The 17184-nt window shown below is 67.2% G+C and carries 16 protein-coding genes; 6 read left to right on the forward strand and 10 right to left on the reverse strand.

Annotated elements, in window-relative coordinates; all coding sequences use genetic code 11:
- Positions 1–2 precede the first annotated feature (2 nt).
- The 10 genes from IEV67_RS08150 to IEV67_RS08195 all read right to left on the reverse strand — a co-directional run bounded on the left by IEV67_RS08150 (position 3) and on the right by IEV67_RS08195 (position 10648).
- On the reverse strand, positions 3–1739 hold the full coding sequence (locus IEV67_RS08150; RefSeq protein ID WP_188436079.1) for a Na+/H+ antiporter: 1737 nt from the start codon (positions 1737–1739) through the stop codon (positions 3–5).
- A 113-nt stretch (positions 1740–1852) separates the two neighbouring features.
- Entirely contained in the window at positions 1853–2233 is a 381-nt protein-coding gene (locus IEV67_RS08155; protein ID WP_188436080.1) for a VOC family protein, read from the reverse strand.
- A gap of 79 nt (positions 2234–2312) precedes the next feature.
- Complete coding sequence (locus IEV67_RS08160) at positions 2313–2936, reverse strand: response regulator transcription factor (protein WP_188436081.1); 624 nt, start codon at positions 2934–2936, stop codon at positions 2313–2315.
- Positions 2930–4114, reverse strand: a complete 1185-nt coding sequence (locus IEV67_RS08165; protein WP_188436082.1) for a sensor histidine kinase — start codon at positions 4112–4114, stop codon at positions 2930–2932. Before IEV67_RS08165 ends, IEV67_RS08160 begins: the two co-directional genes overlap by 7 nt.
- A 10-nt stretch (positions 4115–4124) precedes the next feature.
- Positions 4125–4886, reverse strand: coding sequence for an ABC transporter permease (locus tag IEV67_RS08170; protein ID WP_229702909.1), 762 nt, complete (start codon positions 4884–4886; stop codon positions 4125–4127).
- A 2-nt stretch (positions 4887–4888) separates the two neighbouring features.
- Entirely contained in the window at positions 4889–5845 is a 957-nt protein-coding gene (locus IEV67_RS08175) for an ABC transporter ATP-binding protein (protein ID WP_188436083.1), read from the reverse strand.
- Positions 5846–5935: 90 nt separating this feature from the next.
- Positions 5936–6781, reverse strand: coding sequence for a hypothetical protein (locus IEV67_RS08180; protein ID WP_188436084.1), 846 nt, complete (start codon positions 6779–6781; stop codon positions 5936–5938).
- A 6-nt stretch (positions 6782–6787) separates the two neighbouring features.
- Positions 6788–7291 (reverse strand): hypothetical protein, encoded by a 504-nt coding sequence (locus IEV67_RS08185; RefSeq protein ID WP_188436085.1) that lies wholly within the window; start codon positions 7289–7291, stop codon positions 6788–6790.
- 58 nt (positions 7292–7349) lie between these two features.
- Positions 7350–9215, reverse strand: a complete 1866-nt coding sequence (locus IEV67_RS08190) for an FAD-dependent monooxygenase (protein WP_188436086.1) — start codon at positions 9213–9215, stop codon at positions 7350–7352.
- Positions 9216–9274: 59 nt separating this feature from the next.
- A complete protein-coding gene (locus tag IEV67_RS08195) occupies positions 9275–10648 on the reverse strand; it encodes an MFS transporter (protein ID WP_188436087.1) in 1374 nt (457 codons plus the stop codon).
- Positions 10649–10774: 126 nt separating this feature from the next.
- Between IEV67_RS08195 and IEV67_RS08200 the strand changes: the two genes are divergently transcribed.
- The 6 genes from IEV67_RS08200 to IEV67_RS08225 are packed head-to-tail and all read left to right on the forward strand — an operon-like array spanning position 10775 to position 17181.
- On the forward strand, positions 10775–12235 hold the full coding sequence (locus IEV67_RS08200; protein ID WP_229702910.1) for a fumarylacetoacetate hydrolase family protein: 1461 nt from the start codon (positions 10775–10777) through the stop codon (positions 12233–12235).
- A complete protein-coding gene (locus IEV67_RS08205; RefSeq protein ID WP_033104903.1) occupies positions 12232–12909 on the forward strand; it encodes a GntR family transcriptional regulator in 678 nt (225 codons plus the stop codon). Before IEV67_RS08200 ends, IEV67_RS08205 begins: the two co-directional genes overlap by 4 nt.
- Before the next feature lie 13 nt (positions 12910–12922).
- Positions 12923–14419, forward strand: a complete 1497-nt coding sequence (gene hpaE / locus IEV67_RS08210; protein ID WP_188436089.1) for a 5-carboxymethyl-2-hydroxymuconate semialdehyde dehydrogenase — start codon at positions 12923–12925, stop codon at positions 14417–14419.
- 10 nt (positions 14420–14429) lie between these two features.
- A complete protein-coding gene (gene hpaD, locus IEV67_RS08215) occupies positions 14430–15593 on the forward strand; it encodes a 3,4-dihydroxyphenylacetate 2,3-dioxygenase (protein ID WP_188436090.1) in 1164 nt (387 codons plus the stop codon).
- Positions 15594–15601: 8 nt separating this feature from the next.
- Positions 15602–16387 carry a 2-keto-4-pentenoate hydratase gene (locus tag IEV67_RS08220; protein ID WP_188436091.1) on the forward strand — a complete coding sequence of 262 codons (786 nt, stop codon included), beginning with the start codon at positions 15602–15604 and terminating at the stop codon, positions 16385–16387.
- The gene (locus tag IEV67_RS08225) at positions 16372–17181 is read left to right on the forward strand and encodes an HpcH/HpaI aldolase family protein (protein ID WP_188436092.1); all 810 of its coding nucleotides are present in this window, start codon (positions 16372–16374) and stop codon (positions 17179–17181) included. Before IEV67_RS08220 ends, IEV67_RS08225 begins: the two co-directional genes overlap by 16 nt.
- The last annotated feature ends 3 nt before the right edge of the window (positions 17182–17184 follow it).

The raw sequence follows: 17184 nt of genomic DNA on the forward strand, positions 1-17184 counted from the left end.
CGTCAGTCGAACTGCTCGAGCCCCTGCACCCGGACCTGTTCGAGATCGAGGTGAGCCGAGATCCGGCGGACGACGAGATCGTCGACGGTGCCCGAACGGCGCAGACCGAGCAGCACCTCGCGCTCGTGTTCGAGCACCGCGAGCTTGAGCCGCGAGAACTCCTCGTGACGCACGAGGGGCGAGCGCTGAGCGAGGTCGACGTCGGCAGAGGTCGCGACCATCTGCAGCGTGGTGCCATCCAGCAGCCCCGCCGCGCGCGGCGCATCCGTCACGGCACCGTCCGCCAACGGATCGGGCGCATCCAGCAGATCTTCCATTGCCCCGACCTCGGCGTCGATGAGCGCACGCTCCCTGGCCATCGACCGCGCATTGGCGAGCTCGAGCATCTCGTACCCTTCGCGCCGCACGCGATCGCGCACCTCGTCACTGATTCCGTGCTCGGCCGCCAACGTGTCCAGCGACGCCATCGCCGCACCGGAGATCGCGCGCTCGGCGAGCTCGTACTCCTCGTCCTCACCGTGGTCAACTGGGAAGCCCGCCCAGCGCACGACGGCCGGAAGGAGCGGCCCCTGCACGAGCAGACTGAGCACGATCACACCTGCGGTGACGAAGACGATGTCGTCGCGCCCGTCCAGCGGCACTCCGTCAGCGGTCGTGAGCGGAACCGAGAGCGCGATCGCGAGCGAGATCGCACCGCGCATGCCCGCGACGGTGCTCACGATCTGGGCACGGGTGCGCAGGCCGCGAGGCATGGCAGCACCGCCTCCGATGCGCTGGAACGGCACCGCCAGGAGCTGGAAGAGGAAACGAACCACGAGCAGCGTCACCCAGACGGCGACGGTGGCGAGCGTGAGCCAGCCGACCGTCTGGATGGACGTCTGATGCATGACCCACTGCACCTCCAGGCCGATCAGCGCGAAGAGGGCCCCGTTGAGCAGGAAGACGCCGAACGGCCATGCGGCCTCGGCCTGCCGGCGCGAGGCGGCTGTGGTCACCTGCGAGCTGAGGTATGCAGAGATGAGACCCGCGACCACGACCGCCAGAACCCCGGATGCGTGGATCATCTCTGCGAGCATGAACGCTGCGAACGGCACCAGCAGCATCGTCACGTTGATCGTGATCGTCGTCCGTACTCGGCGCAGCAGCAGCCATGCCGCTGCAGCGACGGCTCCTCCGACTGCGATGCCGCCGATGTACGAGACCAGGACAGTCCAGGTGATCATGAGCGGCGTGACCTGCCCGCCGACCGCCAACGACACCGCGATCGCGTAGAGCACGAGAGCGGTGCCGTCGTTCGTCAGACTCTCGGCCTTCAGCTTCATGAACGACCGTCGCGGCAGCAGACGTCCGAGTGCGGCGACGGCGGTCGCGTCGGGCGGGGCCACGGCCGCGCCGAGGATCAGGGCGATCTCCCACGGCAGCCCGAACAGCACGGCGACTCCCGCGACGGCGAACGCCGAAGCGACGACGAGCAGCGTGCTCATCGGCAGGATGTAGCGGAAGTCTCGACGGATCGAGCGCAGCGACGTCGTGAGGCTCTCCCAGTACAGCATCACCGGGAGGAACAGCAGCAGCACGGTCTCGGGCGGCAGCTGCACCTCGCGCAGCGCCGGCACGAACCCGAGCAGCAGCCCGAACACGACGAGGACGAGCGGAAGCGCCAGCCGCACCCTCGGCGCGAGCATCGTCCCCACCAGAATCGTCAGCCCCAGCAGGACCGTGATCTCCAGACCTTCCATACGCGCACCCATCTGCCGTCACGGACGGCGCGACGTGCTCAGGACACAGCGCCCGTCAAGGACAAGGTATTCCCGAAAATGCCCGCATGAAAGAGGTTCGCCCGCAGTGCGCGTCAGCTCGCAGCGCTGTAATCGGGCAGCTGCTGGAGCGTCCAGGTGTTGCCGTCGGGATCGTCGAACGTGACGAACCTGCCCCAGGCCTGCTCTTCGACGCCGTTCGCCTCGACGCCGGCATCACGCAGCTGCGCGAGCGCCGCATCCGCATCGGGCACGACGACCTGAATCGTGTTCTGTTTGCCCGGTTCGAGGTCCACCCCGAGACCGGTTCCGAAGGCGATCGAGCAGGCCGAACCCGGCGGAGTCATCTGCACGAATCGCAGCCCCTCGAACGGCACCTGATCATGATCGGCGTTGAAGCCGATCTTGACGTAGAAGTCCTTCGCGCGGTCGACATCCGTGACCGGCACGAAGATGAGTTCGATCTTCCAATCCATCGTGTACTCCTCCTGGCAGGCGTCGGCGCCCGTCGGTGTCCACGGTACGCGCGGCCACCGACATCGACCAGCTACGGGCTCAGACCCAGCCCTTGTCCTGAGCGATCCGCACGGCTTGCGCCCTGTTCGATGCTCCGACCTTGCCGATCGCCGCTGAGAGGTTGTTGCGCACGGTACCCGCCGATAGGAAGATCTCGGATGCGATCGCCGCCGCGCTGCGACCGTCAGCGGCGAGTCGCAGCACCTGCTGCTCTCGTTCACTGAGCGGATTCGCGCCATCGAACAGGCTCGCCTCGGCCAGAGCGTGATCGACGACCCGCATCCCGGCGTGCACCCGGCGCACCGCGTCGGCGAGCTGCTCGGCAGGAGCATCCTTCACCACGAATCCGCTGGCCCCGGCATCCAGGGCGGATCGCAGATAACCCGGCCGCGCGAAGGTCGTCACGATGAGCACGCGAGTGTCGGAGTTCGCCGCGCGCACCGCGCGCGTCGCGGCGATGCCGTCCATACCGGGCATCTGAATGTCCATCAGACACACGTCCGGCTCTGTCCTGGCCACCACCTGAACGGCTTCATCACCGTCTGCGGCGACGCCGACCACGGTGAGGTCCTCCTCGAGCTCCAGCAGCGCCGCGAGCGCACCTCTCAGCATCGCCTGATCGTCGACGATGACGAGACGGATCCGTTCCGCATCGCTCACCATGTCACCTCCACGCGAGTGCCGCCGGATTCGCCTGTGCGCACGTCGAACATCGCACCGCCGATGGTGGCGCGCTCACGCATACCCCGCACCCCGCTGCCCTCACGCCCCGCGAACCCGGAGCCGTCGTCGATCACCGTGAAGCTGCCAGGCGCGATGTGCACCGTGACGCTGCCGGCACCGGCGTGCCGAAGCACGTTGGTCGTGGCCTCGCGGAGGATCCAGCTCGCCGTCAGCGATTGCGCCGGCGAGAGGGCCGTGGCATCCCCCTCCACGCGCATCGCCACGTCGACCGAATGCAAGGCGTCCCGACATGAGTCCAGCTGCTCGACGAGTGCCGCGCTGCGCACGCCGGCAACCGTCGCCCGCACGCCGGCGATCGCCTCGGCGGTGAGCGACTCGATGTCGGCGAGCTCGGCTTTCGCCCGCTCCGGATCGCTGTCGATGAGCCGTCGCACGAGCTGCGCCTTCAGGCTCACGACGGTCAGAGAGTGCCCGACCAGGTCGTGCACGTCACGTGCGACCGCCTCGCGTCCTTCGCTCGTGGCCAACTCGAGTCCGAGCTCCTCGGCCTGCGCCGACCGGATGATGAGACTCGTCGAGACCGTGTTGACCGCGCCGAGCAGTGCGATGATCGCGAGGATCGAGAGATAGGCAGGGCCCTGCGGCGTCAGGAATACGACCAGCGCCGTGACGGCGACACATGCCGCCAACGTGAGCCAATGCGCGAGCCGGGTGAGGCCGTAGGACGCGAACGACATGATGAACGGGAGGAAGCTCAGCGCCGATCCACCCACACTCGGGATCGTCAGCGCGGCGGACACGATCATCCCGCCGAACGCGACCCATTGGATCGGCTTCGGGCGCGTGGTGAGCCCACCGCCGCCGAAGCTCATGCCATTCATGAAGCCGGCGACGTAGATCACGACGAACGCTCCGAGCGCGATCCAGCCCGTGGTGATCCACATCTGCGCCGCTTCCGATCGCAGCAGTGCCATCAGCGGGTAGATGAGGAACACGAGCCAGAGGGCGGCCATCAGCCAGCCGTATCGCTCCCAGGGCGAGCCGGATCCACGTCTGCGGCGTCGCGACCCGACCACGTTCCCGGTGGCCGCCCATGCCGCCGGAGCGGCGCCGGCCGCAGAGGCCGTCGCCGCTTCCCTGGTCACGTCATCCGCCATGCTTTCGACCTTATCGGCGGGAGCGCGAACGCTTGACGCCGATGGCCACGAGGGCGGCGAACACGATGAGCCACACTGCGATGTTCAGCGCGACCATCCACAGCGACTCGGTCTGCCCAGTCGTGAGCACCCCGTCGGTGAGCGGCCAGCGGCTCAGCGCCACAAAGCCGTACAGCGGCGTGAACCGGGCGATGTCGAGCATCACGCCGTCGAGCGGCATGAAGACGTTCCCGAAGAAGGCGAAGAAGGTCATCGAGATGGACGCCAGCGCCGCCGCCGTATCCGAGTTGAAGAACAGCCCGACCCCGAGTCCGTACAGTCCGAACATCAATCCGACTCCGAGGATGATCCCCGCCGTCGCCCACCAGCGCCAGGCCTCCGTCACCTCGGCGCCGGTCAGCAGGCCGGCGGCGAAGACGGCGATCATCGCGAGCGCGGCGAAGGCGACCGCGGTGAGCAGCTTCGTCATCGCGTATCCGGCTGTGCTGAGCGGCGTCATCGCGAGCTGCCTCCCCCAGCCCTGCTTCGCCTCGGTGGCGGCGAGCGAGGTGATCGAGCTCATGGCGACGGCTGTGCCGTAGGCGGCCATCGACACCATGACGTAGAACTTGACGTTGCCGTGCCCTGCAGTGATCTCGCCGTACCCCATGCTCGCGCCGAACAGCAGGTACATCGCGACCGGCATGCCGAGCGTGAACGCGAGGGTGTACGGGTTGCGGATCTGGCGCATCGCCTCGACGCGCATCATCGTGGGTGAGAGTGACATGGTCATGATCAGTCCTCCGTCAGGGCTGTGAAGGCGGTTTCGAGGGTCGGAGCGGTGATCTCGAGATCGTGCGCTCCAGCAATGAGAAGAGCGGATGCCGCGGCATCCGAGTCCGTGGCGCGCATGCTCAGGCGTCCGCCGTCGACGCGCACCTCCGTGATGCCGTCGGTGTCTTCCAGTCGGCGCACGAGATCGTCGGCGCCCGATGCGGGAAGCGTCGCGGCGAGCGTGCGTCCGCCGAGGTTGGCGCGCAGCTGCGCGGTGGGCGCGTCCGCGACGATCCGCCCGCGGTGCATCACGACCGTGCGCCGGGCGAACTGCTCGGCTTCCTCGAGGTAGTGCGTGGCGAAGATGATGGTGCGCCCGGCATCCGCATCGGCGCGCATGACGTCCCAGAAGTGCCGGCGTGCGATGACGTCCATGCCGGCGGTCGGCTCGTCGAGCACGAGGATGTCGGGGTCGGCGACCAGGGCGAGCGCGAACTTCACGCGCTGCTGCTCACCGCCGGAGCACTTGACGATACGACGGCGCGCGAGCGGCTCCAGATCGGTGCGGGCCAGCACATCGGGCACACGGGAAAGCGCCTCGCGGCCGTGCAGGGATGCGATCACCTCGACGGTCTCGCGGACGGTGAGATCCGACAGCAGCCCTCCGGTCTGCAGCACGCCGGCGATCACACCCGCCTTGGCCGCCTTGGCCGGCTTCTCACCGAAGACCGCGACCTTGCCGCCGCTCGGATCGGCGAGACCCATCAGCATGTCGAGCGTCGTCGTCTTCCCGGCGCCGTTCGGCCCCAGAAGCGCGACGATCTCGCCTCGGCGGATGCTGAGCTCCAGGCCGTCGACCGCTTTCACGGTTCGCTCGCCCACCCCGAAGTGCTTGTGGAGGCCGTCGATCGAGACGGCTGTGCCGGATGCTGTGCCAGTGGATTTCGTGGGACTCAGAGTGTCCGCTGCTGTGCTCATGCTCCCAGCCTGGCGCCGATGCGCGGCGGAATCCGGATGCCGGTGTCATCTGATCCGCGTGACAGATGTCATGCGAATCCCGCACCCGGCTCAGCCGGTGGGGACGCCGCCGAAGGTCCCGCCCGCATACGTCATCCCATCCGCACCGAGGGATCCGAGGATGTACTCGAGCGCGTAGCCATCCACATCCGCATCCGCCAGGCGCGGGTCACGCAGGCGCACGTCTACTTCCTGCACCTGCTCCGGCGTCAGTCTCGAGACGTACAGGACCGGGTACTGATCGCCTGAGGTCTGTGCTTCCAGGAGGACCTCGGCGCTGGGGTAGTCGCGCGCGATCCGGATGACCTCGACGATGGCCTCGTCCGTCGTGCGGCTGGGGATGTGAACGATCCGAAGATGTTCCTCCTGCGCCTGCAGAGTGTATGTGCCGCCGCGCTCGAACAACGCAGTCGACGACACCTGTGTGAAGACATCCTCGAACTGTTCGAGACTCTCGACGGTGACGTAGTGCCAGCCCGCGGCGGCGACGACCCTGGTGGCACCGGGGACTGCTGCGGCCGCCAACGTCCCCGCGAGAGCGGATACGAACTGCTCTGAACCACCGGGCTCCAGGGAGACCTCCCATTTGGGTAGAGGTGCCACCTCTGGGTCGAGCACATCAGCATCGTCGGACTCAGCACGCAGTATCACCGTCTCAGGCTGCGCCGATGCGGCGATCCCCAGACGCTCAGCGAACTCGGTGACATCCTGGTCCACGGCGCGGTCCGTGATCACGACGAGCGTCTGCGGACCTTCGCTATCGCACAGGACCACCAACGGGTCAGCGCAGAGGTCTTCGATGCTCTCGGTGGTGCCGGACGCAGTGCACCCGGCGAACAGCAGCATGGCGACCGACAGGCTCGAGGTCAGGACTATGCGCCGCACACCGATGCTCATCCGGGGTCAGCCAGTCGTGCCGCGGGTGATCGTGACATCCATCGTTCCGAACGGGAACGGAGCGAAGATCGTCCCGGTGCCGTCCCAGTCCGTGATCGGGATCATCCTGAACCAGATCCAGCTGATGATGATCGAGACGACCACGAGGATCGCGATCGCTGCAGCCGCACGATCGAGCGAGCGCACTGCGGATACCTCATCGCTTGAGCGGCGCAGCATCCTGGTGAGCACGCCGATGACGATTGCGATGATCGCAACGTAGATCAGGCCGCTCGGGCGGAGCACGAGGGTGATGCAGCTCGGCGCCACCTCGGTGACGTTGCCATCCGCGTCGAGGAACGTGCCATCCGAGTTCATTCCACCAGGGCAATACCCCTTGCTCCCTGTCAGGGAGGCGCCGTACGCGAAAGCGGCCAGCGCGGCGACGATCATCAGACGACGGATGCGGGTCACGATCCGCGACCCAGGAAGCCCGGTCTTCGGCGTCCCTTCAACCGTTGACTGCGACATCGGACCCCCTCGATCTGCTCGGTTCACCCTACCGAGCGCACGTCGACCAGTCCACAGGTCAGGCGGGCAGGAACACGCCTGACAGGAACGCGTCGAGCTCGGCCGGAGCATCCAGCGGCAGTACCGCGGCGACGTACTGGTCGGGACGCACGACCACGACCACGCCGTCACGGGACAGTTCGCGCTCGGTGAAGATGTCGGTCTTCGACCAGGCGTTCGGGGCGGCCGTGTAGACCTTCTCCCAGTCGGTCAATCCGAGCGGCCCGGTCTTCGGCAGGAACAGCGACGGAGTCTCCAGCAGCTCGACGTCCTCGAACCCCTCCTGGTAGACGACCTTCGCGTCGAGCACGGCATCCACGTCGGCATCCGCCGGGGTGAACCGGGCGATGATCGGCGCGACGGCCGACGCCCACTCCCCCAACCGCGCGCCGGAAGCATCCGCGAAGGCATACACGCGCCAGCGACCATCGGCCTTCGCATGGTGCCCGAGATGCACGACGTTGCCGTCGCACACGCGCACCACCTCGGCAGACTTGAAGCGCCGCCCGAGAGGGAAGCCCGCGGCGAGCGCCTGGTGGTCGGAACCGCCGGTGATCTCCGACCGTGCGTACTGCGTCATGAACCCCGACGGGAACTCGGCGGTCGCGAGGTAGTAGTTCGACAGCTCCTGCGGGTCGGATATCTCCTCCGGCTTGCGTGCCATGAGTGACGACCACTCACGGTCGAAGTCGATCAACTGCTGCGCGACCGGCTGCCGCTCGGAGGAGTACGTCGACAGCAGCGATTCGGGGCTGCGCCCCGTGAGCACCGCGCCCAGCTTCCAGCCCAGGTTGAACCCGTCCTGCATCGAGACGTTCATACCCTGCCCCGCCTTCGCGCTGTGCGTGTGGCAGGCATCGCCGGTGAGGAAGACGCGCGGTGCGCGCTCAGCGCCCAAAGCGTCGTCGAAGCCGTCGGTGACACGGTGGCCGACCTCGTACACGCTCGACCACGCGACCTCCTTCACATCCAACGAGTACGGATGCAGAATCTCATTGGCCTTCGCGATGACGGTCTCGATCGGCGTGTTGCGCACCTGGTGGTTGTCGTTCTCCGCCACTTCGCCGAGGTCGACGTAGACGCGGCTGAGGTAGCCGCCCTCGCGCGGGATGTGCAGGATGTTCCCCGCCTGGGCGTTGATGGCGCACTTGGTGCGCCAGTCCGGGAAGTCGGTGTTGACGAGCACGTCCATGACGCCCCAGGCGTGCGCCGAGAACGCCCCGACGTGCCTGCGGCCGATCGCCTCGCGCACGCCGCTGCGCGCTCCGTCGCTGCCGACGACGTACTTCGCACGAATGGTGTGTTCCTCGCCCTCGCGCGATCCCGCGGTGTGGCGCACCCGCACCTCGACCGGGTACTCGCCGTCATCGTGGACGGTGAGGCCGACGAACTCGACGCCGTAGTCGGGGACGATGCGCCCCGGACCGTGTGCGGCCGCCTCGGCGAAGTAGTCCAGGACGCGAGCCTGGTTCACGATGAGGTGCGGGAACTCGCTGATCTTGAGCCCATAGTCCTCGGTGCGCGTGGTGCGGATGATCTCGCCGGGATTCTCCGGGTCCGGACCCCAGAAGTTCATGTACGCGATGTTGTACGCCTCGGCGGTGATGCGCTCGGCGAATCCGAAGGCCTGGAACGTCTCGACGCTGCGCGGCTGGATGCCGTCGGCCTGACCGAGCACGAGCCGTCCCTCGCGCTGCTCGATGATCCGCGTCGTGACGCCAGGGAACTGCGACATCTGCGCCGCGAGGAGCATGCCGGCAGGCCCGGATCCGACGATGAGCACGTCTGTCTCGTCGGGCAGGTCGGCAGGGCGATCGACGCCGGTGCCTGCGGCCGCGACGATGCGCGGGTCCTGCGAGACGTAGCCGTGGTGATGGAACTGCATCGGAACTCCTTCGGTGTTCAGGGGTGGGGCGGATGCCGCGGCATCCGCCCCACGAAGGATCAGGCCCTGGCGAGGCCGTGGATCGGGCTCACGGACTGCTCGTCCTCGTGGTCGGGACCGAGCGGAATGCCGCTGCGGTCGCGCAGCAGCAGCGTCGCGATGAGACCGATCAGCGTCATGCCCGCCAGATACCACGTCACCATCTCGGTCGAACCGGTCGCGGCGACGATCGCCGCCGCGATGGTGGGTGCGAACGCACCGCCGAGGATCGCGCCGATCGCATACGAGATCGAGACGCCGGAGAATCGGATGGATGCCGGGAACAGCTCGGTGTACAGCGCTGCCTGCGGTCCATATGTGAAGCCGAGGCCGATGGTGAGAATCGCGAGAGCCGCGAAGATCGACCCGATGTTGCCGGTGTTGACGAGAGGGAAGAGCAGGACCACACCGCCCAGCTGCATGATCCACCCGACGATGTACGTGTTGCGGCGGCCGATGCGGTCGGAGATCCATCCGGCCAGGAGCGTGGAGAGCAGCCAGGTGACGGCGGATGCCGCAACCGCCCAGAGCACGGGGCCGCGCTCGAGGCCGATCGGCCCCTCGGGGTCGGTGGTGTAACCCTGGATGTAGCCGCCGGTGGTCATGTAGCCGATGGCATTGTTGCCAGCGAAGACCAGAGCTGCGATGAGGACGAGCAGCGCGTGCTTGCGGAACAGCTGCACGATCGGCATCTTCGCCTTCTCCTTGCGGGCGGCGAGCTCGGCGAACACGGGGCTCTCCTCGACGTTGCGCCGCACGTAGTAGCCGATCAAGATGAGCACGACACTGAGCAGGAACGGTATGCGCCAGCCCCAGGCGAGGAACTGCTCCCCCGGTGCGATCGCGGTCATGATCGCCATGACGCCGGATGCGAGCAGCAGGCCGAGCGGCACGCCGATCTGCGGCGAGGCGCCGAAGATGCCGCGCTTCTTCTTGGGCGCGTGCTCGACGGCCATGAGCACCGCGCCGCCCCACTCGCCACCTGCCGAGATGCCCTGCAGGATGCGCAGCAGCACGAGCAGGATCGGAGCGCCGACGCCGATGATCTCTGCGGTGGGCAGCACGCCGATCAGCGCGGTGGCGGCGCCCATCAGGATCAGTGTCCACATCAGCACGCGCTTGCGGCCGAGCTTGTCGCCGAAGTGGCCGGCGAGGAAGGCGCCGAGTGGGCGGAACAGGAAACTGATGCCGACGGTCGCGAATCCGAGGATCACGGTGTTCGTGCCGAGCGCGGAGAAGAACAGCTGCCCGAAGACCAGGCCGACGGCCGTGGCGTAGATGAAGAAGTCGTACCACTCGACGGTGGTGCCGACGACGGTCGCGAAGACGACGCGCCGGCGATCCGCGGCGCTGGCGATGGTGCCTGTCGGCGTGAAGCCGGGATGATCATTCATGGAAGCTCCTTGTGTGACGACGTTGTCCGGGTGCGGATCTGATCCTTGCCACCCGATGTCAGGATGATATACGATTTCAAATACATCGCACAAGAGCGATGCTTCAGACGCAAGGAGGCGCCTCACGTGACGGACTCATTCGCCCGCCCCGGCAAGATCATCGCGGTTCACCTCAGCTATGCATCCCGTGCCGATCAGCGCGGCCGTCGGCCCGCCGATCCCTCCTACTTCTTCAAGGTCGCAAGCTCCATCGCAGCATCCGGCGGCACCGTCGAGCGCCCGGCCGGCACAGAGCTGCTCGCCTTCGAGGGCGAGATCGCCCTCGTGATCGGCACCCCGGCCCGCTACGTCAGCATCGACGACGCCTGGTCGCACGTCGCATCCGTCACCGCCGCGAACGATCTCGGCCTGTACGACCTGCGTGCGAATGACAAGGGCTCGAACGTGCGCTCCAAGGGCGGCGACGGATACACACCGCTCGGCCCGGACCTGATCGATGCCCGAGCCGTCGACCCCGTCGACATCCGGGTCCGCACGTGGGTCAACGGCGAACTCCGCCAGGACGACAACTCGTCCGGCCTCATCTTCCCGCTCGCCCAGTTCGTCGCCGACCTCTCCCAGCACTTCACGCTCGAGACCGGAGACATCATCCTCACCGGCACGCCGGCTGGGTCATCCGTGATCGTCCCCGGCGACGTCGTCGAGGTCGAGGTCGATGCGCCGAACGCACCGGGTGCGCCGACATCCGGACGCCTGGTGACCACCGTCACGCAGGGCGACGTGCCGTTCGACGAGACGCTCGGGTCACTGCCGGCGGTCGACGACACGCAGCGCACCGAGGGCTGGGGATCGGCCGAGGCCGCGGGCCTCGCCGCGGCGGAATCGACGACCACCCCGACCGGCCTCTCCCCCGAACTCCGCGCCAAGCTCGAGAAGGCGCCCACGGCCGGCCTCTCCTCCCAGCTTCGCAAGCGCGGACACCACTCCTGCTTCATCGACGGCGTCGCCGCCAACATCGCAGGGGCGAAGATCGTCGGCACAGCCCGCACGCTGCGCTTCATCCCGGCTCGCGAAGACCTCTTCAAGAGCCACGGCGGCGGATACAACGCGCAGAAGCGCCTGTTCGATGCGGTCGGCGAAGGCGAGATCATCGTGATCGAGGCGCGGGGGAATGCCACGACCGGCACCCTCGGCGACATCCTCGCACTGCGCGCGAAGGCCCGAGGCGCGACCGGCGTCGTCACCGACGGCGGCGTGCGCGACTTCGACGAGGTCGCCCGCATCGGCCTGCCGGTGTTCTCGCAGGGTGCGCACCCGTCGGTACTCGGCCGCAAGCACGTGCCGTGGGAGCTGGATGTCACCATCGGATGCGGCGGCGCGGCTGTGCAGCCGGGCGACATCATCGTCGGCGACGGCGACGGCGTGATCGTGATCCCGCCGTCTCTTGTCGAAGAGGTCGTCGACGCTGCGCTCGCGCAGGAGGACGAGGATGCCTGGATTGCCGCGCAGGTCGAGGCGGGGCATCCGGTCGACGGTCTGTTCCCGTTGAACGCCGAGTGGCGCGCGAAATATGAGGCCCGCGGATGACCAAGATGCTCAGCAAATCGCAGCAGGCGTACCACTGGATCAAGGAACGCATCGCCGGGCAGACCTACACCCCCGGCTACCGGCTGGTGCTCGGCGCCATCGCCGGCGAGCTCGACATGAGCGTCGTGCCGGTGCGCGAGGCGATCCGTCAGCTCGAGGCCGAGGGACTGGTGCATTTCGAGCACAACGTCGGCGCTCGGGTCGCGATGGTCGACGACACCCAGTACCGGCACAGCATGGAGGCCCTCAGCATCCTCGAGGGCAGCGCGACCGCGATGTCGGCCCGCCACCTGACCGCCGACGACCTGCGCCTGGCTCGCGCGATCAACGCGAAGATGATCGAGACCCTCGACCACTTCGATCCCCCGGCTTTCACACGGCTCAACCAGCAGTTCCATGCCGCCCTGATCGCCCCCTGCCCCAACCCTCGACTGCAGGAGCTGGTGACGGTCGAGATGGCGCGACTGAATCGGCTGCGCGACTCGACGTTCAGCTACGTGCCCGGCCGTGCGCACGAGTCGGTGCGCGAGCACGAGCACATCGTCGCCCTGATCGAGAACGGTGCGCCGCTCATCGAGATCGAGCGCGCCGCCCGCGACCACCACTCGGCCACGCTCGACGCCTACCTCACGAAGAAATACCCCGACGACGCCGTCGGCATGCACGTCCACTGACACCGGAGGAACCATGACTGATTCACGCATCCCCGCTGATCTTCCCGATCACATCCAGCACTACATCGACGGCGCGTTCACCGACTCCGTCGACGGCGACACGTTCGATGTGCTCGACCCCGTGACGAATGAGAACTACACCACGGCATCCGCCGGCAAGAAGGCCGATATCGACCTCGCGGTCGCAGCCGCCAAGCGCGCGTTCGACGATGGGCCGTGGCCGAAGATGCTCCCCCGCGAGCGCTCGCGTGTGCTGCACCGCATCGCCGACATCGTCGAATCGCGCGATCAGCGCCTCGCCGAGCTCGAGTCGTTCGATTCCGGCCTGCCGATCACGCAGGCACTGGGTCAGGCGCGGCGCGCTGCGGAGAACTTCCGCTTCTTCGCCGACCTGATCGTGGCTCAGGCGGATGACACGTTCAAGGTGCCCGGCCGCCAGATCAACTACGTCAATCGCAAACCGATCGGCGTCGCGGGTCTCATCACGCCGTGGAACACACCGTTCATGCTCGAGTCCTGGAAGCTCGGTCCCGCCCTCGCGACCGGCAACACCGTCGTGCTGAAGCCGGCCGAGTTCACACCGCTGTCGGCCTCACTGTGGGCCGGGATCTTCGAGGAGGCTGGGTTGCCTGCGGGCGTCTTCAACCTCGTGAACGGCCTCGGCGAGGATGCCGGCGATGCGCTCGTCAAGCATCCTGATGTGCCGCTCATCTCGTTCACCGGAGAGAGCTCGACCGGCCAGCTGATCTTCGCCAACGCCGCTCCGTACCTCAAGGGACTGTCGATGGAGCTCGGCGGCAAGTCGCCCGCTGTGGTCTTCGCGGACGCCGACCTGGATGCCGCGGTCAACGCCACGATCTTCGGTGTGTTCTCCCTCAACGGCGAGCGCTGCACCGCCGGAAGCCGAATCCTCGTCGAGCAGTCGATCTACGACGACTTCGTCGAGAAGTACGCCGCACAGGCGAAGCGCGTCAAGGTGGGTCTGCCGAACGACCCGACCACCGAGGTCGGCGCCCTCGTGCATCCGGAGCACTACGAGAAGGTCATGAGCTACGTCGAGATCGGCAAGAGCGAAGGGCGCCTGGTCGCAGGTGGCGGACGGCCGGAGGGCTTCGAGACCGGCAACTACGTCGCCCCGACGGTGTTCGCCGACGTCTATCCCGATGCCCGGATCTTCCAGGAGGAGATCTTCGGACCCGTCGTCGCGATCACGCCGTTCGCGAATGACGCCGAGGCGCTCGCCCTGGCGAACAACACCAAGTACGGCCTCGCCGCCTACATCTGGACGAACGACCTCAAGCGCGCGCATAACTTCGCGAGCGATCTCGAGGCGGGCATGGTGTGGCTGAACAGCAACAACGTTCGCGACCTCCGCACCCCATTCGGCGGCGTGAAGGCGTCTGGTCTCGGCCATGAGGGCGGCTACCGGTCGATCGACTTCTACACCGACCAGCAGGCCGTGCACATCAACCTCGGCGAGGTCCACAACCCCGTCTTCGGAAAGCAGTGAGGACGCTGACATGACCAATCGTGAAGACATGACCCTGACGTCCTCTGGCTACTACGTCAGCCAGGAGGCGCCGATCGAGACGGACAACCCGGTCGCGACGCCGAAGGCCACGCCGCCCGACATCCTCCGCTGCGCGTACATGGAGCTCGTGGTCACCGACCTCGCGGCATCCCGCCAGTTCTACGTCGACATCCTCGGCCTGTACGTCACGGAAGAGGACGACGAGGCGATCTACCTGCGCTCCACCGAGGAGTTCATCCACCATAACCTGGTACTGCGCGCGGGTCCGATCGCCGCGGTGCGGGCGTTCTCGTACCGCGTGCGCACTGCAGAGGACCTCGACCGCGCCGTCGAGTTCTACTCAGAACTGGGCTGCGATGTTCGCCGCGAAGCGGACGGGTTCGTCAAGGGCATCGGCGACTCGGTGCGCGTGGTCGACCCGCTCGGCTTCCCGTACGAGTTCTTCTTCCAGGCCGATCACGTCGAGCGGATGTCGTGGCGCTACGACCTGCACACCCCCGGCGAGCTCGTCCGACTGGACCACTTCAACCAGGTCACCCCCGACGTGCCGCGCGCGGTGAAGTACATGCAGGATCTGGGGTTCCGCGTCACGGAGGACATCCAGGACGAGGCGGGCACGGTGTATGCGGCGTGGATGCGACGCAAACCCACCGTGCACGACACGGCCATGACAGGCGGCGACGGACCGCGCATGCATCACGTGTGCTTCGCCACGCACGAGAAGCACAACATCCTGGCGATCTGCGACAAGCTCGGAGCCCTCCGCCGCTCCGACGCGATCGAGCGCGGCCCTGGCCGCCACGGCGTCTCGAACGCGTTCTACCTGTACCTGCGCGATCCAGACGGGCACCGCGTCGAGGTCTACACGCAGGACTACTACACCGGTGACCCCGACAACCCCGTCGTCACCTGGGATGTGCACGACAACCAGCGCCGCGACTGGTGGGGCAACCCTGTCGTCCCGTCCTGGTACACCGAGGCGTCGCTCGTGCTCGACCTGGACGGCAACCCGCAGCCCGTCGTCGCTCGCACCGACGACAGCGAGATGGCGGTCACGATCGGCGCCGACGGATTCTCGTACACTCGTCCCGACGACGAGACCGCGATGCCCGAGTACAAGCAGGGCGAGTACAAGCTCGGCCACCAGCTTTAGGAGACCGGATGCTGTCAACCGAAGTCATCGCGCGGATCGCGGACGAGCTCGCGGAGGCGGAGCGCACCAACGGCGTCATTCCGAGGATCACGTCGCGGTTCCCGGATGCCACGATCGAGGACTCGTATGCGATCCAGGGCGTGTGGCGAGACAAGAACCTCGCTGCCGGGCGACGCCTCGTGGGTCGCAAGATCGGTCTGACGTCCAAGGCGATGCAGCAGGCGACCGGGATCACCGAGCCCGACTACGGCGTCATGTTCGACGACACCGTGTACGCATCAGGGTCGGACATCCCGTTCGACGACTTCTCGAATGTGCGCATCGAGGTCGAGCTCGCGTTCGTGCTCAAGCATCCGCTTGAGGGTCCGGACTGCACACTCGACGATGCTCTCGCCGCGATCGACTACGCGGTTCCCGCTCTCGAGGTGCTGAACTCGCACATCGAACTGGAAGGCCGCACGATCGTCGACACGATCAGCGACAACGCCGCCTACGGCGCGATGGTGCTCGGCGATGTGCACAAGAGGCCGGACGAGATCGATCTGCGCTGGGTACCAGGCGTGCTCTCCCGCAACGGTGAGATCGAGGAGACCGGTGTCGCCGCAGGCGTTCTCGGGCACCCCGCGACCGGAGTGGCGTGGTTGGCGAACAAGTTCCACCAGCACGGCGCCAGGCTCGAGGCCGGAGAGATCGTCCTCGCCGGCTCGTTCACACGGCCCATGTGGGTGTCGAAGGGCGACGACGTGCGCTGCGACTACGGAGAGATGGGAATCATCGAATGCCGATTCATCTAGAACCCGCGCCCTCGTTCCGCGACCGGCTCGTTGCGACCGAGCGTCCGCTCGTGGGCGCATGGATCTGCTCCGGCAGCCCGATCGCCGCCGAGATCGTCGCGGGGTCGGGACTCGACTGGACGCTGATCGACGGCGAGCACAGCCCCATCGGGCTGGAGTCGACTCTGGCGCTGCTGCAGGCCGTGGCGCCGTACCCGATCACTCCGGTCGTGCGCGTGCCGTCGGCGGATCCCACGTGGATCAAGCAGGTCCTCGACGTGGGTGCGCAGAACCTTCTCATACCGATGGTGAACACCGCTGCGGATGCTGCGGCCGCCGCCGCCGCGACCCGCTACCCGCCGCGCGGCATCCGCGGAGTCGGCAGCGCGCTCGCGCGCGCCGGCCAGTTCAACCGCATCGAGGACTACCTGCAGCGCGCCCACGAGATCACTTCCCTGACCGTGCAGATCGAGACGGATGCCGCGGTGCAGAACGCCCGCGAGATCGCGGAGGTCGACGGGGTGGATGCCGTCTTCATCGGGCCGAGCGATCTGGCGGCATCGATGGGACTGCTGGGTCAGCAGGAGCATCCCGATGTCGTCGCCGCAGTGGAGCAGACGATCGCCACTGTGCGAGATGCGGGAAAGCCCGTCGGCGTCAACGCATTCGCTCCGGCGACCGCCCGCCGGTACCTCGATGCCGGGGCGTCCTTCGTACTCGTCGCAGCAGATGTGTCGATCCTGGCGCGGGCGACCGAGAAGCTCGCGTCGGACTGGATCGCCGATGCCGATACGACGCAGCGCGCCGGCTACTGAGGT

It is taken from the genome of Microbacterium murale (genome assembly GCF_014635185.1).
GTDB lineage: Bacteria > Actinomycetota > Actinomycetes > Actinomycetales > Microbacteriaceae > Microbacterium > Microbacterium murale.

Excerpts from the sequence above, each read along its gene's own strand:
- IEV67_RS08195 (WP_188436087.1), bottom strand. The coding sequence starts at position 10,648 with ATGAATGATCATCCCGGCTTCACGCCGACAGGCACCATCGCCAGCGCC.
- IEV67_RS08225 (WP_188436092.1), top strand. The coding sequence starts at position 16,372 with ATGCCGATTCATCTAGAACCCGCGCCCTCGTTCCGCGACCGGCTCGTT.
- IEV67_RS08160 (WP_188436081.1), bottom strand. The coding sequence starts at position 2,936 with ATGGTGAGCGATGCGGAACGGATCCGTCTCGTCATCGTCGACGATCAG.
- IEV67_RS08165 (WP_188436082.1), bottom strand. The coding sequence starts at position 4,114 with ATGGCGGATGACGTGACCAGGGAAGCGGCGACGGCCTCTGCGGCCGGC.
- hpaD (WP_188436090.1), top strand. The coding sequence starts at position 14,430 with ATGACCAATCGTGAAGACATGACCCTGACGTCCTCTGGCTACTACGTC.
- IEV67_RS08175 (WP_188436083.1), bottom strand. The coding sequence starts at position 5,845 with ATGAGCACAGCAGCGGACACTCTGAGTCCCACGAAATCCACTGGCACA.
- IEV67_RS08155 (WP_188436080.1), bottom strand. The coding sequence starts at position 2,233 with ATGGATTGGAAGATCGAACTCATCTTCGTGCCGGTCACGGATGTCGAC.
- IEV67_RS08180 (WP_188436084.1), bottom strand. The coding sequence starts at position 6,781 with ATGAGCATCGGTGTGCGGCGCATAGTCCTGACCTCGAGCCTGTCGGTC.
- IEV67_RS08170 (WP_229702909.1), bottom strand. The coding sequence starts at position 4,886 with ATGACCATGTCACTCTCACCCACGATGATGCGCGTCGAGGCGATGCGC.
- IEV67_RS08220 (WP_188436091.1), top strand. The coding sequence starts at position 15,602 with ATGCTGTCAACCGAAGTCATCGCGCGGATCGCGGACGAGCTCGCGGAG.
- IEV67_RS08190 (WP_188436086.1), bottom strand. The coding sequence starts at position 9,215 with ATGCAGTTCCATCACCACGGCTACGTCTCGCAGGACCCGCGCATCGTC.
- IEV67_RS08185 (WP_188436085.1), bottom strand. The coding sequence starts at position 7,291 with ATGTCGCAGTCAACGGTTGAAGGGACGCCGAAGACCGGGCTTCCTGGG.
- IEV67_RS08205 (WP_033104903.1), top strand. The coding sequence starts at position 12,232 with ATGACCAAGATGCTCAGCAAATCGCAGCAGGCGTACCACTGGATCAAG.
- IEV67_RS08150 (WP_188436079.1), bottom strand. The coding sequence starts at position 1,739 with ATGGAAGGTCTGGAGATCACGGTCCTGCTGGGGCTGACGATTCTGGTG.
- hpaE (WP_188436089.1), top strand. The coding sequence starts at position 12,923 with ATGACTGATTCACGCATCCCCGCTGATCTTCCCGATCACATCCAGCAC.